23 protein-coding genes and 1 pseudogene are annotated in these 24,552 nt (G+C 59.7%); 5 read left to right on the forward strand and 19 right to left on the reverse strand.

What is annotated here, in order from left to right:
- Positions 1–61: 61 nt before the first annotated feature.
- The 9 genes and pseudogenes from hflX to dusB form a co-directional block, all read right to left on the reverse strand.
- Positions 62–1,468, reverse strand: coding sequence for a GTPase HflX (hflX, locus tag DOU54_RS07355; RefSeq protein WP_193603305.1), 1,407 nt, complete (start codon positions 1,466–1,468; stop codon positions 62–64).
- 108 nt (positions 1,469–1,576) lie between these two features.
- Positions 1,577–1,867 carry an RNA chaperone Hfq gene (hfq, locus tag DOU54_RS27700; protein ID WP_197483846.1) on the reverse strand — a complete coding sequence of 97 codons (291 nt, stop codon included), beginning with the start codon at positions 1,865–1,867 and terminating at the stop codon, positions 1,577–1,579.
- A pseudogene (gene hfq / locus DOU54_RS27950) lies at positions 1,844–2,059 on the reverse strand (RNA chaperone Hfq); the annotation flags it as partial. The pseudogene hfq (DOU54_RS27950) and the gene hfq (DOU54_RS27700), both read right to left, overlap by 24 nt.
- A gap of 184 nt (positions 2,060–2,243) precedes the next feature.
- Entirely contained in the window at positions 2,244–3,620 is a 1,377-nt protein-coding gene (gene trkA, locus DOU54_RS07365) for a Trk system potassium transporter TrkA (protein ID WP_004441664.1), read from the reverse strand.
- A 48-nt stretch (positions 3,621–3,668) separates the two neighbouring features.
- A complete protein-coding gene (gene ntrX, locus DOU54_RS07370; RefSeq protein WP_004441661.1) occupies positions 3,669–5,033 on the reverse strand; it encodes a nitrogen assimilation response regulator NtrX in 1,365 nt (454 codons plus the stop codon).
- On the reverse strand, positions 5,023–7,284 hold the full coding sequence (locus DOU54_RS07375; RefSeq protein ID WP_004441659.1) for a sensor histidine kinase NtrY-like: 2,262 nt from the start codon (positions 7,282–7,284) through the stop codon (positions 5,023–5,025). The genes ntrX and DOU54_RS07375 overlap by 11 nt, the downstream gene beginning before the upstream one ends.
- A 150-nt stretch (positions 7,285–7,434) precedes the next feature.
- Positions 7,435–8,886: a nitrogen regulation protein NR(I) gene (ntrC, locus tag DOU54_RS07380; RefSeq protein WP_004441656.1), complete on the reverse strand. Its 1,452-nt coding sequence runs from the start codon at positions 8,884–8,886 to the stop codon at positions 7,435–7,437.
- Positions 8,883–10,031 (reverse strand): two-component system sensor histidine kinase NtrB, encoded by a 1,149-nt coding sequence (locus tag DOU54_RS07385; RefSeq protein ID WP_004441645.1) that lies wholly within the window; start codon positions 10,029–10,031, stop codon positions 8,883–8,885. The genes ntrC and DOU54_RS07385 overlap by 4 nt, the downstream gene beginning before the upstream one ends.
- The gene (dusB, locus tag DOU54_RS07390) at positions 10,028–11,044 is read right to left on the reverse strand and encodes a tRNA dihydrouridine synthase DusB (protein WP_113380630.1); all 1,017 of its coding nucleotides are present in this window, start codon (positions 11,042–11,044) and stop codon (positions 10,028–10,030) included. Before dusB ends, DOU54_RS07385 begins: the two co-directional genes overlap by 4 nt.
- Before the next feature lie 275 nt (positions 11,045–11,319).
- On the opposite strand from dusB, the gene DOU54_RS07395 reads away from it, so the two are divergent.
- Together DOU54_RS07395 and DOU54_RS07400 are read left to right on the forward strand one after the other, a co-directional pair.
- A complete protein-coding gene (locus tag DOU54_RS07395; RefSeq protein WP_113380631.1) occupies positions 11,320–12,507 on the forward strand; it encodes a bifunctional 2-C-methyl-D-erythritol 4-phosphate cytidylyltransferase/2-C-methyl-D-erythritol 2,4-cyclodiphosphate synthase in 1,188 nt (395 codons plus the stop codon).
- Positions 12,504–13,013 (forward strand): CinA family protein, encoded by a 510-nt coding sequence (locus DOU54_RS07400; RefSeq protein ID WP_004441636.1) that lies wholly within the window; start codon positions 12,504–12,506, stop codon positions 13,011–13,013. Before DOU54_RS07395 ends, DOU54_RS07400 begins: the two co-directional genes overlap by 4 nt.
- Here DOU54_RS07400 and DOU54_RS07405 read toward each other — a convergent pair.
- Both DOU54_RS07405 and DOU54_RS07410 read right to left on the reverse strand, forming a co-directional pair.
- Positions 12,995–13,447, reverse strand: a complete 453-nt coding sequence (locus tag DOU54_RS07405) for a type II toxin-antitoxin system RatA family toxin (protein ID WP_004441633.1) — start codon at positions 13,445–13,447, stop codon at positions 12,995–12,997. The two genes, DOU54_RS07400 and DOU54_RS07405, sit on opposite strands and share 19 nt — an antisense overlap.
- Before the next feature lie 9 nt (positions 13,448–13,456).
- Positions 13,457–14,026, reverse strand: a complete 570-nt coding sequence (locus tag DOU54_RS07410) for a P-loop NTPase family protein (RefSeq protein ID WP_113380632.1) — start codon at positions 14,024–14,026, stop codon at positions 13,457–13,459.
- 239 nt (positions 14,027–14,265) lie between these two features.
- Here DOU54_RS07410 and DOU54_RS27375 point away from each other — a divergent pair, with 239 nt between their 5' ends.
- From DOU54_RS27375 to DOU54_RS07425, 3 genes are all read left to right on the forward strand, one after another.
- On the forward strand, positions 14,266–14,442 hold the full coding sequence (locus DOU54_RS27375) for a hypothetical protein (RefSeq protein WP_003496171.1): 177 nt from the start codon (positions 14,266–14,268) through the stop codon (positions 14,440–14,442).
- Positions 14,443–14,567: 125 nt separating this feature from the next.
- Positions 14,568–15,302 (forward strand): helix-turn-helix transcriptional regulator, encoded by a 735-nt coding sequence (locus DOU54_RS07420; protein WP_022556105.1) that lies wholly within the window; start codon positions 14,568–14,570, stop codon positions 15,300–15,302.
- Positions 15,303–15,392: 90 nt separating this feature from the next.
- Positions 15,393–16,322 (forward strand): DMT family transporter, encoded by a 930-nt coding sequence (locus DOU54_RS07425; protein ID WP_113380652.1) that lies wholly within the window; start codon positions 15,393–15,395, stop codon positions 16,320–16,322.
- Positions 16,323–16,527: 205 nt separating this feature from the next.
- On the opposite strand, the gene lipA is transcribed toward DOU54_RS07425, so the two are convergent.
- The 8 genes from lipA to DOU54_RS07465 all read right to left on the reverse strand — a co-directional run bounded on the left by lipA (position 16,528) and on the right by DOU54_RS07465 (position 24,444).
- Complete coding sequence (gene lipA / locus DOU54_RS07430) at positions 16,528–17,499, reverse strand: lipoyl synthase (protein ID WP_113380633.1); 972 nt, start codon at positions 17,497–17,499, stop codon at positions 16,528–16,530.
- Between the two features lie 102 nt (positions 17,500–17,601).
- On the reverse strand, positions 17,602–17,850 hold the full coding sequence (locus tag DOU54_RS07435) for a GlsB/YeaQ/YmgE family stress response membrane protein (RefSeq protein ID WP_004441618.1): 249 nt from the start codon (positions 17,848–17,850) through the stop codon (positions 17,602–17,604).
- 95 nt (positions 17,851–17,945) lie between these two features.
- The gene (gene lpdA / locus DOU54_RS07440) at positions 17,946–19,391 is read right to left on the reverse strand and encodes a dihydrolipoyl dehydrogenase (RefSeq protein ID WP_022556103.1); all 1,446 of its coding nucleotides are present in this window, start codon (positions 19,389–19,391) and stop codon (positions 17,946–17,948) included.
- 57 nt (positions 19,392–19,448) lie between these two features.
- On the reverse strand, positions 19,449–20,093 hold the full coding sequence (locus DOU54_RS07445) for an SGNH/GDSL hydrolase family protein (RefSeq protein ID WP_006697549.1): 645 nt from the start codon (positions 20,091–20,093) through the stop codon (positions 19,449–19,451).
- Between the two features lie 12 nt (positions 20,094–20,105).
- Complete coding sequence (locus DOU54_RS07450) at positions 20,106–21,476, reverse strand: pyruvate dehydrogenase complex dihydrolipoamide acetyltransferase (protein ID WP_045534817.1); 1,371 nt, start codon at positions 21,474–21,476, stop codon at positions 20,106–20,108.
- 14 nt (positions 21,477–21,490) lie between these two features.
- Positions 21,491–22,912, reverse strand: coding sequence for a pyruvate dehydrogenase complex E1 component subunit beta (locus DOU54_RS07455; RefSeq protein ID WP_035208868.1), 1,422 nt, complete (start codon positions 22,910–22,912; stop codon positions 21,491–21,493).
- A 17-nt stretch (positions 22,913–22,929) separates the two neighbouring features.
- Positions 22,930–23,973 carry a pyruvate dehydrogenase (acetyl-transferring) E1 component subunit alpha gene (gene pdhA, locus DOU54_RS07460; RefSeq protein WP_004441604.1) on the reverse strand — a complete coding sequence of 348 codons (1,044 nt, stop codon included), beginning with the start codon at positions 23,971–23,973 and terminating at the stop codon, positions 22,930–22,932.
- A gap of 153 nt (positions 23,974–24,126) precedes the next feature.
- On the reverse strand, positions 24,127–24,444 hold the full coding sequence (locus tag DOU54_RS07465; RefSeq protein WP_004441601.1) for an FtsB family cell division protein: 318 nt from the start codon (positions 24,442–24,444) through the stop codon (positions 24,127–24,129).
- Between the last annotated feature and the right edge of the window lie 108 nt (positions 24,445–24,552).

Consider the following 24,552-nt stretch of genomic DNA (forward strand, 5'->3'; position numbering starts at 1 on the left):
AAACGTCAACTCTCGGCTTTGCGCGGAAGAATGACTTGGAATAAGGGGCGGCCGGGAGCGCTCAGCGTTCCCAGTCCTCCCGCTCGCGTGTGGTCGTCTTCCCGAGCTTGCGTTCCAGCTCTGCGGCCTGCGCTTCGGAAAGGCGAACATCGAGGGCAACCGAACCATCCTCGTGATCTTCCCGCCCGTCGACGATGGAATTGCTGTAGACCCAGGAAATCAGCGGCAATTGTTCAACGGACAGGACCACGGTCGTCTCCGTCAGAACACCGGAGAGGCGTTTCGAAATCTCGTCCATCAGGGCATCGACGCCCTCGCCGGTGATCGCAGAGACAGCACGAATATTGGCGCTGCCTTCGGCTCTTTGCATGATGGCGTCGTGGGCTTCCGGATCGAGGCGGTCAACCTTGTTCCAGACCTCGATGATACGGTGCTCGGCTTCCTTTTCGTCAATGCCGAGATCGCGGAGAATGCGCAGCACATCCGCCGACTGCGCGGCATTGTCCGGATCGGACATATCGCGGACATGCAGGATGAGATCGGCTTCCAGCACTTCTTCCAGCGTCGCACGGAAAGCCGCGACCAGATGTGTCGGCAGATCCGAAATGAAACCGACCGTATCGGACAGGATCACCGTGCGGCCGTGCGGCAGTTTCATGCGCCGCAATGTCGGATCGAGTGTGGCGAACAGCATGTCCTCGGCCAGAACGCCCGCACCGGTAATGCGGTTGAACAGCGTCGACTTGCCGGCATTTGTATACCCGACCAGCGCCACGATCGGATGCGGCACCTTGCGGCGCTTGGCGCGATGAAGCTGGCGGGTTCGCACCACCTGCTCCAGTTCCCGCTCGAGCTTGACGATGCGTTCCTGAAGCAGGCGCCGGTCAGCCTCGATCTGCGTTTCACCGGGGCCGCCCATGAAGCCCGCGCCACCGCGCTGGCGTTCAAGGTGGGTCCAGCTTCGAACGAGGCGACCCTTCTGATAGTTCAGATGCGCAAGATCGACCTGCAGCGTACCCTCCTTGGTGGAGGCTCGGCGCCCGAAGATTTCCAGGATCAGGCCCGTTCGGTCGATGACCTTGGCATTCCAATGCTTTTCGAGATTGCGCTGCTGCACCGGCGTCAGCGGATGGTCGACAATGACCAGGCCGGAATTGGTTTCATCCAGAAGATGACCGATTTCCTCGATCTTGCCGGTGCCGAACAATGTCGCCGGGCGTGGCTGGTTGACCGCGACGATGAGCCCCTGGGTCACCTCGAGATCGATGGCGAGCGCCAGCCCCTTCGCTTCCTCAAGCTTCGCCTCGACCGAGCGGCCAGCAGCGGCAGGTGATGCAGACGCGTCGCGGGTGTCGCGCTGCTTCAGGACCGGCACAAGAACCACGGCGCGCATGTCGTCGCGGTGTTTTTCCTGCTCGGGAATGATCGATTCGTTCGAGGTGTCGCGGGTCGAAATGGCAGTCCTCATCGGGAAAGACGGTTGGAATTCGTCCGCGCCGGCGCGGACGTCAATAGGAAGCAACCGCCCAGCGGCAAATAAGTTCCCGGCGCGGCTGGTTCCATTAAGACGAGAAGGTCAGGACGCCTCGCGTGCAGCGCCTTCTTCGTTTTCGAACATCTGCATCGGCTGACCCGGCATGATGGTCGAAATAGCGTGCTTGTAGACAAGCTGTGCGTGATCGTCGCGACGCAGAAGCTCGCAGAAATTGTCGAAAGCCGTGACCACGCCCGTGAGCTTGACACCGTTGATCAGGAAGATCGTCAGCGCAATGTTCTTCTTGCGAACCGTGCTGAGGAACAGATCCTGAAGATTCTGCGAGCGGTCCGGACCTTCTTCGATTTCGAGTTCCAGCGGCTGTCCGGGCATGATGGTCGAGATCGCATGCTTGTAAACCAGCTGCGAATGACCGTCCCGGCGCAGCAGAACGCAGAAATTATCGAAGGACGTTATCACGCCCGTGAGCTTCACACCGTTGATCAGGAAGATCGTCAGTGAAATCTTTTTCTTGCGTACGGTGTTGAGGAAAAGATCTTGAAGGTTTTGAGAACGTTCCGCCATGGCGCCGCTTCTTTCTTTTTTGCCGGCAGGGATACCGGAAAATAATCAATCAATAATAAGCCGGCCAAATCTCGTCCCCCGTTTGGCCGACCTCAAACTCTGGTATCAAATCGTGTCTTGTTCGGCAACGGCGAAAACAGCCGAATGGGTACGAGTATTGACCCGTTTTCTGCCGTCGAAACAGTCAGAAATATTGTATCGAAACGCGGAAAAGCTGTTCCACGTCCCGCACCGCGTCGGCGGAGGCGAACAGTACGACACGGTCTTTCGCCTTGATCTTGGTGCTCCCGTCCGGCCGGATGACCACGCCATCGCGATATATCGCGCCGATACGGACGCCTTCGGGCATTTCAACGTCACGAAAGGACTGACCGACGAGCGGTGACGTTTCCAGCGCCTCCGCCTCGATCACCTCTGCCGAACCGCGCTGCACGGCATAGACGGAGCGAATACGACCCTTGCGCACATGCTGGAGAACGCGGGAGATGGTGACCGCCCTCGGATTGATATAGGCGTCAAGTCCGAGCGAGTCGGCAACCTCGTGAAAGGAGGAACTGTTCAAAAGCGCGAGGTTCGACTTGCAGCCGAGTTGCTTGGCCATGACCGCAGCCAGGATATTGGTCTGGTCGTTATTGGTCAGGGTGACGATCAGGTCCGCGTCCTGAATGTCGGCCTGCATGAGAATTTTCTGGTCCAGCGCTGAACCATGCATGACGATGGTGTGGCTGAGCTGTTCCGATGCGGCAACTGCCCTGTCGCGATCCGCTTCGATAATTTTCACCCGCGTCTTTGGCTGCAACTCCTCGATCTTGCTGGCAACGAAGTGGCCGATATTGCCCGCGCCCGCAATAACGATGCGCTGCGCCTCCTGCTCTTCGTGACCGAACAGGCTGAGCGTGCGGCGGGCGTGTTGCCGCTGGCAGATGACGTAGGCAAGGTCGCCGACCCGCAATTGTTCGGAAGAATGCGCCACCTTGAGGAAACCATCCCGGTAGACACCCACAACCGTCGCGATGAGGTCTGGAAAGAGGCTGGAGAGTTGCTGCAACGGCGTGTTGATGACCGGGCAATCCTCCATACATTCGATGGCCAGCATGTAGACCGTGTCGTCCGCGAAACGCACCACGTCGGTCGCGCCCGGAAAGGCGATGCGCCGCAGCACCATCTTGCCGACTTCAACTTCCGGCGAGATCGTCACGTCGATGGACATGTTTTCGCGGCTGAAGAGATCGGCGTATTCAGGCTTCAGATAGCTCTGGTCGCGGATGCGGGCGATCTTGGTTGGCACGCTGAACAAGGCATGCGCAACCTCGCAGGCGACGATGTTGATTTCGTCATGCAGCGTCACGGCGATGATCATGTCCGCCTGGTCCGCTCCGGCCTTGGCCAGCATGTCCGGATGCGCGCCATGGCCGACGTAACCGCGGACATCAAGCGTCTCTGTGATGGCGGTTATCAAGGACGCGGCAGTATCGATGACGGATACTTCGTTGTCCTCGCGCGACAATTGTTCGGCGATGCCGTAACCCACCTGCCCTGCGCCGCAAATGATGACTCTCATGCTGTCTCTCTGACGGATAATCGGTTACGGCGACCTAGCCCTGGCCCCTTATACGCCGAGAGATTTCAGTTTGCGATGCAGTGCAGAGCGTTCCATGCCGACAAATTCCGCCGTTCGCGAAATATTGCCCCCGAACCGGTTGATCTGCGCCACCAGATAGTCTCGCTCGAACATTTCGCGAGCTTCGCGCAACGGCAGCGTCATGATGTGCTGATCGCCCTGAGCCGATATCTTCGGCAGCATGTCGCCGATATCGGACGGCAGCATGTCAGCAGAGATCGGGGCTTCACCGCCTTCGGGACGCGCCAGTATCATCAACCGCTCGATATTGTTGCGAAGCTGTCGGATGTTGCCCGGCCAGTCATGGGTCTGAAGAACGGCCATTGCGTCGTCGCCGATCTTGCGCGGGCGGATGCCAGCCTGTTCGGAAATCTGCCGCATGAACATGTCGACGAGGAAGGGAATATCCTCACGTCGCTCGGACAGCGCCGGTACCTTCACCGGCACGACGGCGAGCCGGTGGTAGAGATCCTCGCGGAACTGGCCCTCAGCGATCAGGCTTTCTAGGTGATGAGCCGTCGACGAAATGATGCGCACATCCACCTTCACCCGCTTGCCGCCGCCCACACGCTCGAATTGCTGGTCGACAAGCACGCGGAGGATCTTGTTCTGGGTCTCGCGGGGCATCTCGCCCACTTCGTCGAGATAAAGAACGCCACGATGGGCTTCTTCCAGTGCGCCCACCTTCCGGGGCTGTCCAGGCAGGCCTTCGGTGCCGAAGAGTGCAATCTCCATGCGATCCGGCGTGATCGTCGCGGCGTTAAGGGCAACAAAGGGACCCGTCGCCCGAGACGACTTTTTGTGGATCATCCGCGCCACCAGTTCCTTGCCGGAACCTGACGGGCCGAGAATCATGATTCGGCTGTTGGTGGGCGCGACCCGGTCGATGGTCTGGCGCAGCTGCGATACCGCAAGTGACGCACCGACAAGTTCAACCGCATCCCCCGTGCGCTTCTTGAGCTCCTGAACCTCGCGCTTCAGCTTGGAGTTTTCCAGCGCGCGTTCGGCAATGAGAATCAGACGGTCCGCCTTGAACGGCTTTTCGATGAAGTCGAAGGCGCCGCGCTTGATGGCGTTGACGGCGGTTTCGATATTACCGTGACCCGAGATCATCACGACCGGAATTTCGGGATGGCGGCTCTTGATCTCGTCCAGCAGCGCCAGACCATCGAGCTTCGAACCCTGCATCCAGATGTCGAGAAAGATCAGGCGCGGCACGCGTTCCGAAATGGCGGCCAGCGCGCTGTCGCTGTCGAACGCCATACGCGTTTCATGCCCCTCATCGGAGAGAATGCCCGCCACGATTTCGCGAATGTCCGCCTCGTCATCCACGACCAGAATATCAGACGCCATATGCTGCTTCCTTGTTATTTTCGCCGCCGACCGCCTCGATATAGGGCAGCAGCACTCTGATCATGGCGCCGTGGCCATGATCGAACTCCGGCGGGGCATCATGGAGTTCCAGATACCCGCCATGCTCTTCGATGATCTTCTTGACGATGGCGAGGCCAAGGCCTGTGCCCTTGTCCCGCATCGTCATATAGGGTTCGAGAATGCGGTGGCGATTTTCCACCGGCAGACCGCGGCCATTGTCGATGATGTCGGCCACAAAACGCGAGTTGGCCTCGTCGAAGGACGCGCGAACGAGGATTTTGCCCGGCCGCTTTTCGCCTTCCACTGCTTCGATGGCTTCCGTCGCATTCTTGATGAGGTTGCCAAAGGCCTGCCCCAGCATGCGGGCATCGAACATGCCCTCCAGCGGGGTGTCACCCAGCTCCGTCGTGAACTTGGTGTCAGCGGCGCTGATTTCCCGGAGAAACGCTGCGTCCTTCAGGATCGCCCTCAGGTCCGACTTTTCCTTCGTTGGCTTCGGCATACGCGCAAAAGCGGAGAATTCATCTACCATGCGGCCTATATCGCCGACCTGCCGGACGATGGTGTCCGTACACTGGTCGAAGACGGCGCGGTCGCTTTCGTCGATCTGCTTGCCGAAACGGCGCTTGATGCGCTCGGCGGAAAGCTGGATCGGCGTCAGCGGGTTCTTGATTTCGTGCGCGATACGCCGCGCGACATCCGACCACGCCGTCGAGCGTTGCGCGATGACGAGATCGGTGATGTCGTCGAGCGTGATGACGTAGCTGTCACGGCTGTCGCGGGCGTCTTCGCGCGTTACCTGTACATTCAGCGTTCGTTCCTTGCCACGCCGCATTATGTTGATCTGCTTGCGGAAGTTGCCGCGCGACCAGCTGTTGGCCTCGTTGACGACCTGTTCGATCTCAGGCGCGATCTCGGAGAGTTGTGCGCCAATGAGCTGTTCCGACGTTTGTGCGAGGAACTCTTCGCCCGACGGATTGACGATGGTTATCCTGCGGTTTTCGTCAACGCCGATAACCGCGGCGGTCACGCCTGACAGCACGGCCTCGATGAAACGGCGGCGATCATCGATGTCGTCCTTGGCCTCGATGATCTGCTCCTGCTGGCTGCGCAGTTCCGACACCATCTTGTTGAAGGTGCGGGACAGGCGCCCGACGTCGCCATCGACGGCGCGAACGGGAACGAGGACATGCATGTTGCCGGTGGCGACACTGTCTGCGGCGCTGATGAGAAGGCGGATCGGCCGCACGATACGGTCGGCCACCGCAATGGCCGTCCAGATTGCCGCGAGCAGCACGATCAACGCAAAACCGAGATAGAGAATTGCGAAGGCGATCTGCAGCGGGGCGCGGCCTGCCTCCATGGCCTTGTATTCGGCGCGGTTCTCTTCCATCAACCGCATCGCGCCCATCACCTTGGGATCGACCGCACGTACCGTATAAAGGAATGTGCCGCTGATGCCTTCGAGCTTGATGATGGCGCCTACGAGGTTGGTAATACCGGGCGGGATCAGCGTCGGCTGGCCGGCGGCCGCCTTTTCGAGCGCGTCATGCGGTATCGCGGGAAGCGGCTTTTCCGTCTTGATGTCGGCCTGGGCGACGGCGTCGCCATCCTCCTGCACGAGAAACGCACCAAGAAGGCCGCGCCCCTTGGCTTGGCGGGTCATAAGATCAACGAAGCCGGTGCGGTCGAGATAAAAGAGAGCGCGGTTGCGGTCGAGGTCGGTCGCCATCGACAGGGTCTGCCCCTGGAGGTAACCGGCATTCTCCATCATGTATGCCTGGGCGATATTACTTGATGAATCGACGATCGACTGGGTGCGCAGCGAAAACCAGCGATCGAGACCGACATTCAGCGTCAGGCTGGCGAAGATGGCGACGAGCACTGCGGGCGTGATCGCCACGATGGAGAAAAGGACGACAATGCGCACGTGCAGACGCGCCGCCGCCCTGCCCTTTTTGCGCGCTTTCAGCAGCCGGTTGATTTCGCGACCGATCAGGAAGATCAGGCCGATCACGAAGATCGAGTTGATGACGACGGAAGCGATGACCACATTCGATGTCGGCGCGATCGGCGTGACGCCCAGCAGCACGAAAAGCGTGATGATGGCGCACACGAGGGCCACGCCGGCGAGCACCAGCCCCGGCAGAGCGAAAGACATCCTGCGATCGGCGACCACCATGCCCGCTGCTTCGTCGGCAACGGCGTTTTCGGCGGCGGGTTTCCGCATGCACTACTCCCAATCGCTGGCCAGCCAGCGCCACAGTCATGAAGTCAGGCGAGGTTCGCACATGTGGGGCGAATCTCTGTCCTTCCTAGTGTTTTCCAAGCAACACAATGTGGCGAAAATGCAACGACAAATGCGGCCTTGTCAACATTCTCAGCTGGGGCGGGAGCTGCGATAAACGGAAACACCCAGCTCGCGGATTTTCTTGCGCAGGGTATTTCGGTTCAGACCGAGAAGATCGGCAGCCTTGATCTGGTTGCCGCGCGTGGCAGTCAACGCAGCCAGAATCAGCGGATACTCCAGTTCGCGCAGCACGCGGTCATAAAGACCTGGAGGAGGCAGGCCATCGCCGAAGCTGGCGAAATAGTCCCGCATGTTCTCCTCGACCGCCTGCGAGATGGTGAGTGAACCGGTGCGGACCGCCATCTTGTCAAGCGGGCTGTCGGGAACATCCGATTGCAGTTCCTGCTCGATGATCTCGCGGGTGATGACTTCCTGCGGATAAAGCGCCATCAGGCGGCGGATCAGGTTTTCCAGCTCGCGCACGTTGCCCGGCCAGGCATAGGCCTTCATGACTTCAAGAGCTTCGGTCTCGAAACGCTTGCCTTCCAGGCCTTCCTTCTCGCCCGTCTGGATGAAATGGCGAACCAGATCGGGAATATCCTCGGCGCGGTCCCGCAGAGGTGGCAGGCGCAACGGCACCACGTTCAGGCGGTAATAGAGGTCCTCGCGGAACAGGCCCTGATTGATCGACTGCTTCAGATCCTTGTTGGTTGCCGCGACGATACGGACATCGGTGCGGATCGGCGTGCGTCCGCCAACCGTCGTATATTCACCCTGCTGCAATACGCGCAGCAGGCGCGTCTGGGCGTCCATCGGCATGTCGCCGATTTCATCGAGGAAGAGTGTGCCGCCCTCGGCCTGTTCGAAACGGCCGGTCGAGCGGTTCTGGGCACCCGTGAAGGCGCCTTTCTCATGGCCGAAGAGTTCGGATTCAATGAGGTCACGCGGGATTGCCGCCATGTTGATGGCGACGAACGGACCGTTGCGGCGTTTGCCGTAATCATGCAGCGCGCGGGCCACCAGTTCCTTACCCGTGCCGGATTCGCCCGTTATCATCAGCGTCAGGTCGGTCTGCATCAGGCGGGCGAGAACCCGGTAGATTTCCTGCATTGCGGCGGAGCGACCGACGAGCGGCATGCCGTCCTGCATGTCGTCGTCCAGCTTCGCCGGCTTGCGCTTGGGCTCCGATAAAGCCCGGCCAATGATGGCGATCAGTTCTGTCAGGTCGAAGGGCTTGGGCAGGTAATCGTAGGCACCCTTTTCCGAGGCCTTGATGGCGGTCATGAAGGTGTTCTGAGCGCTCATGACGAGAACGGGAAGGTCCGGACGGGCTTTCTTGATGCGCGGCAGAAGGTCGAAGGCGTTTTCATCGGGCATGACGACATCGGTGACGACAAGATCGCCCTCACCTGCCGAAACCCAGCGCCAGAGCGTTGCAGCATTGGAGGTGATGCGCACGTCATAACCGGCGCGGCTCAGCGCCTGGTTGAGCACCGTGCGGATTGCGGCATCATCATCGGCGACGAGGATCGTAGCTGTCATTGGTCATTCCCTGTCGTGTTCGGCAAAGTGCTGTCGTCGAGCGCCACTTCCGGCGAGACGGGCATCAATACGCGGAAAGTCGTGCGGTGGTTCTGGCTGTCGCATTCGACAATGCCGCCATGGGCGCCGATCAGCTTGGCGACAAGCGCCAGACCGAGGCCCGAACCATTCGTCTTGGTGGTGATGAACGGATCGAAAAGATGCGGCAAGAGATCGGCGGGTACGCCCGGGCCATTGTCATGCACGCAGAATTCCAGCGGAAGCGAGATGCGCTCCCGGCTGCCGGCAACCGATAGTCGGATCCCGGGACGATAGGCGGTCGTCAGCACGATCTCGCCATCCGACTGATTGGCCACCGCTTCGGCCGCATTCTTGACCAGGTTGAGGAAGACCTGCACCAGCTGGTCGCGGTTGGCGTAGACCGGCGGCAGCGACGGGTCGTAATTCTCCGATATCTTGATGTTACGGGCGAAACCGGCCTTGGCGATCGCCTTTACATGATCGAGAACCGAATGGATGTTGACCGGCACGCGATCCACCGGCCGCTCGTCGGAAAACACCTCCATGCGGTCGACCAGCGAAACGATGCGATCCGTCTCGTCACAGATCAGCCGGGTCAGCGCCCGGTCCTCATCCGCGACCGAGGTCTCCAGAAGCTGGGCCGCGCCGCGAATGCCCGAGAGAGGGTTCTTGATCTCATGCGCGAGCATGGAGGCAAGGCCGGTGACGGAGCGGGCAGCAGCGCGATGGGTCAGCTGCCGGTCGATCTTGTCGGCCATAGACCGTTCCTGAAAGACGACGACGACCGATCCAGGCTCGCTGACGACGGGCGCGACATAAAGATCGACCAGCTTGTCCTGGCCGAGACGCGGCGAGCTCAGATCAACGCGATATTCATTGACCGGCGCGCGGCGCTCCCGCACCTGATCGATCAGGGCAAGCAGCGGGCTGCCGAAGGGGATGAAAGTGGAAACCCTATAGCGCGCGAGGTGGGAGGCGCTGGCGCCGAAAAAGGCTTCGGCTTCCCAGTTGGCGAAGGCGATAAAACCTTCGGCATCCACCAGAATGACGGGATTCTGCACCGCGTTCAGAACCGCCATGGCGAGCGGGTTCGCATCTGCAGGGCTGTGTTTATCAGCGCTCATGCGGCCTTCCTTGCGGCATCTTCGCCCGCATTTTCGCAAAGGGCGGAACGCAGCAGGTCTGCCACCTCCCCCGTCTCGCGCGATGTCATGATTTTTGCCTTGTCGGTCGTGGCGATACCTGGCGCGAAACGGTCGAGATACCAGCCGAGATGTTTGCGGGCATGTCGGAGGCCGGCTTCCCTTCCGTAAAATTCCAGCATCATCTCATAATGTTCGACGGCGATGGCGGGGATATCCTCTCGATGCGGCGCTGCATGCCCCGCGAGCACCGCCGGCAACCACGGCTGCCCCTGCGCGCCGCGACCGACCATGACGGCGTCCGCACCCGACCGCCGCAGGATTTCGCGAGCATCTTCCGCCGTCTCGATGTCACCATTGGCGATCAGCGGCACGGAAATCACCTCACGCACGGCGCGGATGGCATCCCAATCCGCCCGCCCCTCGTAAAACTGCATGCGGGTGCGACCGTGAATGGTAATAAGGCGAACGCCTGCTGCTTCGGCGCGCCGAGCTATATCAGGTGCGTTAATGCTGTTTTCATCCCAGCCGAGCCGCATCTTCAAGGTCACCGGCACATCGACCGCATTGACAGTCGCCTCGATCAGCGAAAGCGCGTGATCGGGATCGCGCATCAGCGCCGAGCCTGAATAACCGCCCGTCACCTTCTTGGCAGGACAGCCCATATTGATATCGATGATACCGGCGCCATTGCCAGCAGCGATCTTCGCCGCCTCGGCCATGAAATGCGCCTCGCGCCCCGCAAGCTGCACCATGTGCGGAACCATGCCTGCATTTTTCAGCCGCGCCCAGGATTCCCCGCGATTGGCGACAAGCTCCCGGCTTGCCACCATTTCCGTCACCACGAGGCCCGCTCCGTAACGCCAGGCGAGCTGTCGGAAAGGCAAATCCGTCACGCCCGACATGGGCGCCAGCACAGCCCGATTACGGATCGTAACTGAGCCGATGCTGAACGGTTCTGACAACTCCGGAAGGGCCAAATGATGATCTTTCATGCAGAAGGGTTATTTGCATTATTTTTAGACAGTGTTTGCGCAGTTGCCAAGCACTTTTAGAAGGTTGCACCTTTTATTTGCTGAGCGGCTGCCTGCCTGTTTTGCTGTCGGCGGCAAATTGTGCAGCTTCGAAAGCGCAGCAACGTCATCTCCTGCGCTTTGAGGGGCTGATGCCCGCCTTGTCGGGCTGGCCATCCGGGTTTTGAAACGCTAGAGCATGACTGTCAACCACGAAGGGTTGCACGCAAAGCATACGACCAATGCAGGAACGTACTATGAAACTCGGCATCGTCATCGTGGCCGCGGGACGCGGGGAAAGAGCCGGCTCTCCCGAGGAGGGTCCGAAACAATATCGTCCGATCGGCGGCAAGGCTGTGATCGAGCACACTCTGTCGACGTTCCTCCAGTGGAAGAACGCTTCCCATATCGTCGTCGTGCACCATGCGGACGATACGGCGCTGCTCACTCCGGTTCTCCAGCGACTTGATGCCGGGGAGCTCGTCACCACGGTTATTGGCGGCGTGACACGGCAGCAGTCTGTTCTGGCAGGGCTGGAGGCGCTTTCCCGCCATGGCCTGAGCCACGTAATGATCCACGACGCGGTGCGGCCTTTCGTTTCCGTCGATATGCTTGAACGTATTGTCGCCCTGCACCGGGAGGGCGCGGGCGGTGTTCTACCCGCCCTGCCCGTCACTGACACGCTGAAACGCGGCGCGGGCAATCGTGTCACCGACACGGTTTCGAGACTGGGCCTTTATGCCGCACAGACCCCACAGAGTTTCGACTATGCCGACATCCTCGCCGCGCATCGCGCTGCTGCCGCCTCGGGAAAATCGGAGTTTACCGATGACGCGTCGATTGCCGAATGGGCGGGTCTGGCAGTAACATTGACCGAAGGTTCGGTCGATAATGTGAAACTCACTCTCAAGCGGGATATCGCCATGGCCGATGAAAAGCTCTCTCATGCAATGCCGGACGTGCGCACCGGGAACGGCTACGACGTACACCAGCTGGAGCCCGGCGAAGGCGTGACGCTGTGCGGCATATTCATCGAGCATGATCAGAAGCTCAAGGGTCATTCGGATGCGGACGTTGCGCTGCATGCGCTGACGGATGCCTTGCTGGCGACCTGCGGCGCCGGCGACATCGGTGACCATTTCCCTCCTTCCGATCCGCAATGGAAAGGAGCTCCTTCCCGCATATTTCTGGAGCACGCGGCGAAAGTGGTGCGCGACAATGGCGGCACGATCATGAATGCCGATGTCTCGCTGATCGCCGAAGCGCCGCGCATCGGGCCGCATCGGCAGGCCATGCGGGAAGCGCTCTCCGACATGCTCGGCATCTCGCTGGAGCGTTGCTCGGTGAAGGCGACGACCAATGAAACCATCGGCTTCGTTGGTCGCAGGGAGGGGATTGCAGCAATCGCCACCGCCACGGTCGTTTACAGGGGCAGACCGCTATGAGCCTGTTTCCAGCGGATATTGAAGGGCTCGCACGGCAGATCATTGCTGATTTTGCAGCAGACGGTCTCATGGTCTCGACCGCGGAAAGCTGCACGGGCGGCCTGATCGCGGGTGCGTTGACGGAGATTTCGGGCTCCTCGGCGGTGGTCGACCGCGGTTTTGTCACCTATACGAACGAGGCCAAGATGGACATGCTTGGCGTTGGCGCTGAAACGCTGACGGGCTTTGGCGCGGTCTCGCGGCAAACCGCACTGCAGATGGCGCACGGCGCCCTGTTCCGGTCACGCGCCGATTTCGCGGTTGCCGTTACCGGCATTGCTGGTCCGGGGGGTGGATCCGCCGAAAAGCCGGTGGGTCTCGTTCATCTGGCCGCCAAGGCCCGTCACGGCCGGAGCCTGCATCAGGAAATGCATTATGGCGAGATCGGCCGTACGGACATCCGTCTTGCAACGGTCAGGACGGCGCTCGAGATGCTGATCGCCCTCCGTCAGGCGGGATTGGTGTAGATCTTATCGGCGCGGGTCTCGAAAGCTTCTGCGAACATGCGGAAGGCACGGTCGAACATGGACCCCATGACTGCGCCCAAGAGGCGGTTCTTGAACTCGTATTCGATGAAGAAATGCACGTTGGAGCCGCCCTCGGCAGCATCGAAACGCCATCGATTGTCGAGATATTTGAACGGCCCGTCGATATATTTGACGTCGATGGCCCGTTCCGCGGGATTGAGCAGAACCTGCGTGGTGAAGGTCTCGCGAATGGCCTTGTAACCCACGGTCATATCCGCCACCAGCAGCGTCTTGCCATCGCGCTCCTTGCGGGAGCGTACGGTGAGTGCTTCGCATAAGGGCAGGAACTGCGGATACTTCTCCACATCGGCGACGAGGTCGTACATGCGGTCCGGCGAGTGTTTTACAAAACGATGCGTTTCGAACTTGGGCATGAGCGGCAGTTAATCCTCGATGTGCAGAAGATCAAGAAGGCGGCGGAGTTGTTTTCGGCTTTTCAGCTGCCATACCGGCACGTCCGGGCCGTAAAGGTCAAAATTGCGTTCGAGAACCGGGGCGGTGCGCTGCTCGAAATTCCAGATGTAACGCAAAAATTCCTTGTCGATCCTTTCCCCGCATCCCTCCGCCATTTCAGGCCGCGCCTTGCCATAACCCTTGATCGCCCGGCTGACGGCGCCCCACAGGCAGAGCCAGCGCGGCATGCGCACCCAGACGACAATGTGCGATCTCGGCAGGCGCATGTCGAAAGACGAGGGATTGCTGCCATCCATCAGCCAGCGTTCCTCGGTGATGATGGCGGCAATTCTCTGCCGCTGTTCTTCACGCGGGCGCGCCTGCCAGCCGGGCAGCCAGAAAATCTCGCGATCCATGGAAATGTAACGAAGCCCGAAGGCAGCCGAAAGTTTCTGCGAAAGCGTCGACTTGCCGCCGCCCGAGCAGCCAACGACCATGATGCGTTGCGCCCCGGCGATAATCGCAGCAGCGTCTTCCACCCTTTGAAGATAGTTTGGCATTTCAGAAACCTCATCTGATTGCTGGATTTTTCTGCCATCGCCCCGCAGGGGTATCTTCGCCGCGCATGGCAGTTACGGAAAATTGACTATTGCAACCCCTTGCGGGGGATTGCTATTTATTTGCGACTAATATTACACCCATTGGATGCAACGGCGCTGGAAGCTCCCTATTTCGCCCAGCCTATTCATCCTTGGGTTCAGACCCGATACATAACCGCTTTGAGCCACTGAGTGAGCCGATGGACGATTTTTCCAACATCATCAACCTTCTCGAATCCGCCAAACAGCTTGCATCGATGAACGGCATGCCTGTGCTCGCCTATCTGATCGACGTCGCCAAATGCGAGGCGAGAGAAAACAAGCCGGTTCTGCGCAAGCGCAAGCGCGGCGAATCGACCGCCAAGGAAGACTGTTAATTGCCGGCGCCTGGCCGACCGATAAAGCCGGCTGGCCCAATCTTCAAGACAATGTCATAATCACCCAATGAAACCGGCCGCTTTTCCAGGCGGCCGTTTCTTTGCCCAATGGAAACGACAGCGTCATGACAGCCGCATCAGCCGACATCAGAACCTACAGACAGGAAAGACCGAAGGAGCGACACGCATTCGTTCAAATCGTTCTGCCGTTCTCGGGTTGCCTGCGTATCGATGTGGCAGGACGGCAAGATGAGTTGTCCATCGGGCGCGGCGTCTTTATCCACCGCGATCTTCCGCATACCCAGGAAGCCACGGCCATCAATCATTCGCTGGTGGTGGATATCGATGAATGCGTGATTCCCGAACAGACGCTTGAAAAATTCGCTCACGCGCCCTTCCTCGATATTGCGCCTGAGACACGTCAATTGATAGCCTATATGCGCAGCCTGGTTCGAACGGATGGACGCCGCGACGATATTGCCGCCATTTGGGCGCCGCTGCTGGTTGACAGCCTTGCCAACAACAAGCGGGATATGCGCCGGCGCCTGCGAAAGCTGAGCGAAGTCGTGAGGGCCGAGCCCTTCTTTCCGTGGACGATCGAGATGCTGGCCTCTTGCATGACGCTCAGCGACAGCCGCCTGCATGCGCTGTTTCTCGAAGAATTCGGTGTTCCGCCGCATCGGTGGCTTTCCGGGTTGCGCATGGAGAAGGTGTGCGCCCTGCTCAGCAACTCCGTCATGCCGATTTCCGAAATCGCGCTCAGGGCCGGTTTTTCCGACCAGACGGCGCTGACACGGGCCATGCGCCTCGCGGTGGGAGAGACCCCCGCCGCGTATCGCCGCCGCCACGGCATTCATTAGAACCGCTCACATTCGTCAGGAGTTTTTGTCAAGACAGCCGCAACCGCCTGTGGCACATCGCTGACAAATGTGAATGCGGATGTGATGGACATGAACAGGACTGGTCTCGGTGTTTTTTACGGCATAATGGCGGGTGCGCTCTGGGGCGGGATATTTCTCGCTCCGAAACTCGTGCCGGATTTTTCCGCCCTGCAGCTTTCCACGGCGCGCTACCTGACCTATGGGCTGATTTCGCTGGTCATCATCGGGCCACGCCTCAAACAAGTGTCGGCGCGGTTTGGCGCGCGCGAATGGTTGGCGCTCGGCTGGCTGAGCATGATCGGCAACATCGCCTACTATGTTTTCATCTCTACCGCGGTGAAATTGAGCGGCGTCGCCTTCACCTCAATCATCATCGGCTTCCTGCCTGTTGCCGTTACCATCATCGGCAGTCGCGACCACGGCGCCGTGTCGCTGAAGCGGCTGTGGCCGTCGCTTGCCTTCGGCGCGATAGGCATTCTCGGCATCTCATGGCAATCGCTGACGGAAAACGATGCGGGTCTGGATATTTCTCGCGTCATCGGCCTTGCCTGCGCGCTCGGGGCGCTGGCTTCATGGACGGCTTTTGCCGTAGGCAATGCCCGCTGGCTGTCGCGCCTTCACGATGTGAGCGCCGATGACTGGAACATGATGACAGGTGTAGTGACCGGCGGGCTTGCGCTGGCGCTCGCCATGCCCGCCTTCGCACTGGGTGGAGAAAGCCACAGCACGGGCGACTGGCTGTATTTCGCCGCCATCGCCGCCGGGCTCGGCTTCACCGCGTCCATCCTCGGCAATGCCTTCTGGAACCGTATGAGCCGCATGCTGCCGCTTACCATGGTTGGGCAGATGATCCTGTTTGAAACGCTGTTTGCGCTGCTTTACGGTTTTCTCTGGGAAGGGCGTGGCCCGACGCTGGTCGAGGTCCTGGCGATCTGCTCGGTCGTGCTGAGCGTCGTGCTCTGCATGCAGGCGCACAGGCCTGAAAAGGTTGCGGCGTGATCGGCCTGAAGGCCAAAAACAGACGATTGAATTGATCCACAGGCGCCGCGTCTCACGCACCGTCATCCTCGGGAATATCCCAAGGATCTAATCACCCATTGTCATTTCCATAGGTTGCAGATGCTCGGGGCAGGCCCGAGCATGACGATGGTGAGAACATGAAGACTTCAAATCTCAATGCCGTATTGGCGAACCTTTGCGTCGCTTACTCCGCAGCCGCCAGCAACTTCTTTTCGCGTGCCGCACGCAGGCGTTCGAAATCGTCACCGGCATGGTGGGAAGAACGGGTCAGCGGGCTCGACGAAACCATCAGGAAGCCCTTGGTGTAAGCCACCGTCTCGTAGGACTTGAATTCCTCCGGCGTCACGAAAGCCTCGACCTTGTGGTGCTTGCGGGTGGGCTGCAGGTACTGGCCGATGGTCAGGAAGTCGACGTCAGCGCTGCGCAGATCGTCCATCAGCTGCAGCACTTCATTGCGCTCTTCACCGAGGCCAACCATGATGCCCGACTTGGTGAACATGGTGGGATCGAGTTCCTTCACCCGTTGCAGAAGGCGCACCGAGTGGAAATAGCGCGCACCCGGGCGGACCGTGAGGTAGTTGCCCGGAACCGTTTCCAGATTATGGTTGAAGACGTCGGGCTTTGCGGCAACGACACGTTCCAGCGCGCCGGGCTTCTTCAGGAAGTCGGGCGTGAGGATTTCGATTGTGGTCGTCGGAGAGGCTCCGCGGATCGCCCAGATCACCTTTTCGAAATGTTCAGCACCGCCATCGGCGAGATCGTCACGGTCGACGGAGGTGATGACGACGTGGGAAAGTCCCATCTGCTTGACGGCCTTGGCGACATTTTCCGGCTCATTCATGTCGAGCGGATTGGGCTTGCCGGTCGCGACGTTGCAGAAGGCGCAGGCACGGGTGCATATTTCACCCATGATCATGAAGGTCGCGTGCTTCTTGTCCCAGCACTCGCCGATATTTGGACAGCCGGCTTCCTCGCACACGGTCACCAGCTTGTGGCTGCGCACCAGTTCGCGCGTCTCGTGGTAACCCTTGGAGGTCGGCGCCTTGACGCGGATCCATTCGGGCTTGCGCATCACCTCGGTATCAGGCTTGTGCGCCTTTTCCGGGTGGCGGATACGCTTTTCGTCAGACGACGTCCTGTCGAGAATAGTGACCATAAAAACCTGCTTCCATCGCCCTTGGCGATCCAGACATCTTTGGTGCGATGCTTTAGAACAATTCCAGAAAAAGCGTAAGCCCCTTCCGGTCACGAAGCCTTGTCAGCGCCGCACGAGCTTAGCCACGAACAGCAACAGGCTTGCGCCGATGAAGGCGGTAACGAAATAACCGAGCCTGCTATCCTGCACGAAAACATCGAAGGTTCGCAGCACCGCAACAGCGACCACCGAACCGACAATGCCAAGGACAATGTTCATGAAAATGCCGAAACGCATGTCCATGAGCTTGCCGGCAAGCCAGCCGGCGAGACCGCCGATGATGATTGCTGCAATCCAGCCTACACTTTCCATTCCCACGCTCCCTGAAATAACAGCCCGCCTTAAGGCTGTATCGAGACATATGGGACACCCGGCATGGTTAGACAATGCCGGGCATCACGCGGCACTTATGCGTTCAGCACACGTCCATAGGCATCGAGCACGCTTTCCTTCATCGATTCCGAAATGGTCGGATGCGGGAAGATCGTGTGCATCAAATCTTCTTCTGTCGTCTCCAGATTCATGGCGACGACGAAGCCCTGAATGAGTTCGGTCACTTCCGCCCCGACCATATGCGCGCCAAGCAGCTCGCCGGTCTTCTTGTCGAAGATGGTCTTGACCATGCCCTGATCTTCACCCAGCGCGACCGCCTTGCCGTTCGCCGCAAAGGAGAAGCGGCCGACGCGGATATCGCGGCCCTGTTCCTTGGCCTTGGCTTCGGTGAGACCGACAGAAGCGACCTGCGGGTTGCAATAGGTGCAGCCGGGAATCTTCAGCTTGTCCATCGGGTGGACATTCGGCAGGCCGGCGATCTTTTCGACGCAGATGACAGCCTCGTGCTCAGCCTTGTGGGCAAGCAGCGGCGGACCTGCGACATCGCCGATGGCGTAGATGCCGGGAACGTTGGTCTTGCCGTAACCGTCGATGACGATGAAGCCGCGATCGGTCTTCACGCCGGCAGCTTCGAGGCCGATGCCTTCGATATTGGCAACGACCCCAACGGCAGAGATCATGCGATCAGCCGTGATCTTTTCGGAAGAACCGTCCTTCTTCTCCAGCGTCGCGGTGACGGAGTTTGCGCCCTTTTCCACCTTGGAAACCTTGGTTTCCAGATGGATCTTCATGCCCTGCTTTTCGAGTTGCTTCTTGGCGAAGGTGGAGATTTCCGCATCTTCGACAGGCATGACCTGGCTCATGATTTCGACAACGGTCACGTCCACACCCATGGTGCGGTAGAAGCTGGCGAATTCGATGCCAATCGCGCCGGAGCCCATGACGAGAAGAGACTTCGGCATTTCTTCTGGCTTCATTGCCTCGAAATAGGTCCAGATCAGCTTGCCATCCGGCTCGATGCCAGGCAGCGCGCGCGGGCGGGCGCCCGTGGCGACGATGATGTGCTTGGCTGTATAAGTACCCTCGCCCAGCGTGTTCTTCGGAACCGGACCCTGCGGCTGCACCACCGGCTTGGTGGACTTGCCGACCACGATTTCGCCCGGCTTGGTGATCTTGGCTTCACCCCAGATGATATCGACCTTGTTCTTCTTGAACAGGAAACCGACGCCATTGTTCATGCGGGCAGCAATGCCGCGCGAGCGCGCCACGATTGCCTTGACGTCAGGCTTGATCGAGCCTTCCAGCGTCAGGCCGTAATCCTTGGCGTGGGTGGCGGTGTGCATGACATCGGCTGTGCGCAGCAGCGCCTTGGTGGGAATGCAGCCCCAGTTGGAGCAGATGCCGGCCAGATGCTCACGCTCCACGACGGCAACCTTCATGCCGAGCTGGGCTGCGCGGATCGCGGCAATGTAACCGCCCGGTCCCGAACCGATGATGATGACGTCATATGATTGAGCCATTGGAAATCCTGCCTTGTCCTATCGGGTCGCGAGCAGCGCCACGACCGGGAATTGTTCTTAAAGTCCGAGCATCATGCGGACGACGGGCTCCAGCCCCCGCCCGATGGCCCGCGTATTTTCAGCATCGAGATGAACGCCATCCACCGGCGTCGTTCGGGCGACGGAACCCGCATCGAAAAAGCCGCAATCAAGCTCGTCGGCCAGATCCCGGTAAACGGACGCCAGCATCGCCGATTCATCGATGGCATCGCGAAAGATCGCGCCCATGAACGGATTGGCCGTCTCACACAGCTGCGGCGGTGCGACGATCAGCACGTCAGGCGCCTCCCAGTCCGGCACCTGCCAGATGTGGTTGCGCGTGAGCTTCACCAGCCTTTCGACACCCTTCATGGCAACGATCGCCGATCCGTGGATTGACGGCTTCAGGTCGTTGGTGCCGAGCATTATAATCACCAGATCCAGCGGCGCATGGCTGTGCAACAACGTCGGAAGAACCCGCGCGCCGTTGCGGTCGCAATCGGCGGTGTTGTCGTCATAGGCGGTGGTGCGACCACCCAGACCTTCGTGAATCACATGCACGTCAGGACCGAGCGCCTTCTGCAAGACGCTCGGCCAAAGATCGTCATGGCTGTGCCGGCCACCCGTTTCCGCATTTGATCCCCAGGTGAGGGAATCGCCAAAGCAGAGGACCGACTTCACCATCTTACTCTCCGATCAAACCAGCATGCCCATCGGGTTTTCGATGTAGCGCTTGAAGGCGCCGATCAGTTCGGCTCCGAGCGCGCCATCGACGCAACGGTGGTCGGTGGAGAGCGTGACCGTCATGACGTTGGCGATCTTGATCTCGCCATTCTTGACGACAGCGCGTTCTTCACCCGCGCCGACCGCCAGGATGGTGGCATGCGGCGGGTTGATGACGGCGGAGAAGCTTTTCACGCCCATCATACCCATGTTGGACACGGCGGTCGTGCCACCCTGATATTCCTCGGGCTTCAGCTTGCGCTCTTTCGCGCGCTTGCCGTAGTCCTTCATCTCGTTGGAGATGGTGGAGAGCGACTTCTGCTCGGCCTTGCGGATGATCGGCGTTATCAGGCCACCCGGAATGGAAACGGCAACGCCGACATCCGAATGCTTGTGCTTGACCATGGCGCTTTCCGTCCAGGAGACGTTGGCGTCAGGCACGTCACGAAGCGCCAGCGCCAGCGCCTTGATGACCATGTCGTTGACCGACAGCTTGTAGGCCGGCTTGCCGTCCTTTTCAGGGGCAGCGGCGTTGAGCTGGGCGCGCAGCGCCAGAAGCGTATCCAGTTCGCAATCGACCGAAACGTAGAAATGCGGAACGGTCTGCTTGGATTCGACCAGACGCTTGGCAATGACCTTGCGCATGCCGTCATGCGGCACGAGCTCATAGGAGCCTTCTTCGAACAGCTTGAGAACGGCTTCGTCCGACTGGCCCTTGGCAAGCGCCGGAGCCGGTGTGCCTGCGGATGCAGCAGCGGCGGGAGCAGCCTTTGCACCGCCGGAAGCCGCAGCTTTTTCGACGTCGGTCTTGACGATACGGCCATGCGGGCCGGAACCGGAAACGGCCGAAAGGTCGAGACCGGCTTCCTTGGCGAGACGACGTGCCAACGGCGAAGCGAAGATACGCTCGCCGGACTTTGCGACCGGCGCTGGCGTGGACGAGGCAGCGGGCTGGTCGGCAACCGGCTTTTCAGCCTTCGCCGGGGCAGCCTCTTCCTTCGGCGCTTCCGCCTTGACGGCGTCCTGCTTGGGGGCCTCCGTCTTTGCCTCAGCCTTGGCGGGAGCGGCATCGCCGCCCTTTGCCGCCTCGGCCACATCCTCGCCATCGGCGGCGAGGATTGCGATGAGGGCGTTGACCTTTACGGCTTCCGTGCCGGCCGGAACGACAAGCTTGGCGACGGTGCCTTCGTCGACGGCTTCCACTTCCATGGTCGCCTTATCGGTCTCGATCTCGGCGATCACGTCACCGGGTGCGACTTTGTCGCCTTCCTTGACCAGCCACTTGGCCAGATTGCCCTCTTCCATCGTCGGAGAAAGGGCAGGCATGGTGATGTTGATAGGCATCGAAACGCCTCCCCTTACTTGTAGCAGACGGTTTTGACGGCCTGGACGACTTCATCGACATTCGGAAGCGCCAGCTTCTCCAGATTGGCCGCGTAAGGCATCGGAACGTCCTTGCCGGCAATCGTCAGGATCGGCGCGTCGAGATAATCGAAAGCAGCGCGCTGGACCTGGTTGGAGATGAAGTCACCGACCGATGACTGCGGGAAGCCTTCTTCGACAGTGACGAGACGACCTGTCTTTTTCACCGATTCGATAACGGTCGGCAGGTCCATCGGGCGGATGGTGCGCAGGTCGATCAGTTCGACGTCGATGCCGAGCTTTTCGAGTTCCGCAACAGCCTTCACCGCATAGGTCATGCCGATGCCGAAGGAAACGATGGTTGCGTCCTTGCCCTTGCGATGAATGCGCGCCTTGCCGATCGGCAGCACGAAATCATCGAGCTTCGGCACTTCGAAGCTCTGGCCGTAGAGAATTTCGTTCTCGAGGAAGATGACCGGGTTCGGATCGCGGATGGCGGCCTTCAAAAGACCCTTCGCATCGGCAGCCGTATAGGGCATGACGACCTTGAGGCCCGGAATATGGCTGTACCATGCGGCGTAACATTGCGAATGCTGGGCCGCAACGCGGGCAGCAGCACCCGAAGGACCACGGAACACCATCGGTGCGCCCATCTGGCCGCCCGACATGTAAAGCGTCTTTGCCGCCGAGTTGACGATCTGGTCGATCGCCTGCATGGCGAAGTTGAAGGTCATAAATTCGACGATCGGCTTCAGGCCGGTCATGGCTGCGCCGACGCCGATGCCGGCAAAGCCGTGTTCGGTGATCGGGGTGTCGATGACGCGGCGCTCGCCGAATTCCTGCAGCAGGCCCTGGGTAATCTTGTAGGCGCCCTGATATTCGGCGACTTCTTCACCCATGATGAAGACTTTTTCATCGGCGCGCATTTCTTCGGCCATGGCGTCACGCAGCGCTTCACGCACCGTCGTCATCACCATTTCGGTGCCTTCCGGAATGTCCGGGTCAGCGGCAACGTCGATCTTGGGCGCCGCCGGAACCTTCGCGGCTTCCTTGGAAGCGCTCGGCTCTTCGGTCGCTTCGCGGGTCTTGCCGCCAGCGGCATCAGAACCGGAATTGGCAGCCTCGGCCTTCGGCTCTTCCTTCTTGGCAGAGGAAGAGATGTCGTCGGCGCTTTCGCCTTCCTGGATGAGCACGGCGATCGGGGTGTTGACCTTGACGCCTTCGGTGCCTGCATCGATCAGCAGCTTGCCGATGACGCCTTCATCCACGGCTTCCACTTCCATGGTCGCCTTGTCGGTTTCGATTTCCGCGATGACGTCGCCGGAGGTGACCTTGTCGCCTTCCTTTTTAAGCCATTTGGAAAGCGTGCCTTCCTCCATGGTCGGGGAAAGGGCGGGCATAAGAATTTCTACAGGCATGGGTTTCCCTTTCCCGATCAGAGCAGAATGTCGGTGTAGAGCTCGGACGCATCCGGCTCGGGGTCGTTCTGGGCGAAGTCGGCGCTGTCGGCAACGATATCACGGACATCCTTGTCGATGGCCTTGAGTTCGTCTTCGCTGGCCCAGCCCTGCTCCAGAAGGCGTGCTTTCACCTGCTCGATCGGATCGTGTTCCGAACGCATCTTCTGCACTTCGTCCTTGGAACGGTATTTCGCCGGGTCAGACATGGAGTGACCGCGGTAACGGTAGGTCAGCATTTCCAGAATGATCGGACCCTTGCCGGAACGGCAGTGTTCCAGCGCCTGATCGGCTGCTGCCTTGACGGCGCGCACATCCATGCCATCCACCTGAATGCCGGGAATGCCGAAGGACTGGCCACGCAGCGAATAGTTCGACTGGGCGGTGGCGCGGGCGGTCGAGGTGCCCATGGCGTAACGGTTGTTTTCGACGATATAGATGATCGGCAACTTCCAGAGAGCGGCCATGTTGAAGCTCTCATAGACCTGGCCCTGGTTCGCCGCGCCGTCACCGAAGTAGGTCACGGAGACGTTGTCGTTACCGCGATAGCGGTTGGCGAATGCGAGGCCGGTGCCGAGCGACACCTGAGCGCCGACGATGCCGTGACCGCCATAAAAATGCTTCTCTTTCGAGAACATGTGCATGGAGCCGCCCTTGCCTTTCGACAGGCCGCCCTTGCGGCCGGTCAGTTCGGCCATGACGCCGCGGGCGCTCATGCCGCAGGCGAGCATGTGACCATGGTCGCGATAGGCGGTGATGACCTGGTCGCCCTCTTTCTGAGCCATCTGCATGCCAACGACGACAGCTTCCTGGCCGATGTAGAGGTGACAGAAACCACCGATGAAGCCCATGCCATAGAGCTGGCCGGCCTTTTCTTCAAAACGGCGGATCAGAAGCATCTCGCGATAGGCGTGAAGCTCTTCTTCCTTCGAGAAGTCGGGGCTGTTCTTGCCGGTGAATTCGGTTGCGGACTTTGCCGTTGTCTTGCGGCCGGATACGGTCGCTGATTTTCGCGGCGCCATTCATCCCTCCCTGAGTTGCCGTTTGAATGGATAGAGTGGCGCGTACCATATGCAAGAAAGCGCCATGCAGCAATGCTTTAAACGCATGGCACATATTCACGCTAAGATGCTGTGAATAAATCAAAAATGTTGAATTAACCTAATTTCGGTTAATCAGAAATATGTGTTCATGATGACGATTTCGTCCGTTCGGGACATGTTCAGCTGGTACCGGGAAATCTCGTCGATCATGTCCCGTTCAAGCGAACCGTCACTCAACAGTTCCACCTGACGCTCCAGCGCCACGCGCGCCTGTGTCAGCTTTGCAAGCTCCGCCGTCCGGGTAATACGCTGCCGTTCCAGCCGCTCCGTTGCCTGAAGGCCGAAATCGCCATGGATCGAATGATAACCGAAGTAGGAAAGAAAAGCGATGGTAATGGCTGGAACGATCAGCCGACCGAATCGTCTCTTTTTATGATGCCTGGTCCACATGCCGGAGAGATGCCTCAAAACGCGTAACGTGAGTCTGAGACTAGAGCGGATTGTTTAACTATCCGTTGACCTTAAATTCCAATCGGCAATTGGGCATGAAAAAGCCCG

This window comes from Agrobacterium sp. MS2, from assembly GCF_003261015.1.
Taxonomy (GTDB): Bacteria; Pseudomonadota; Alphaproteobacteria; order Rhizobiales; family Rhizobiaceae; genus Agrobacterium; species Agrobacterium pusense.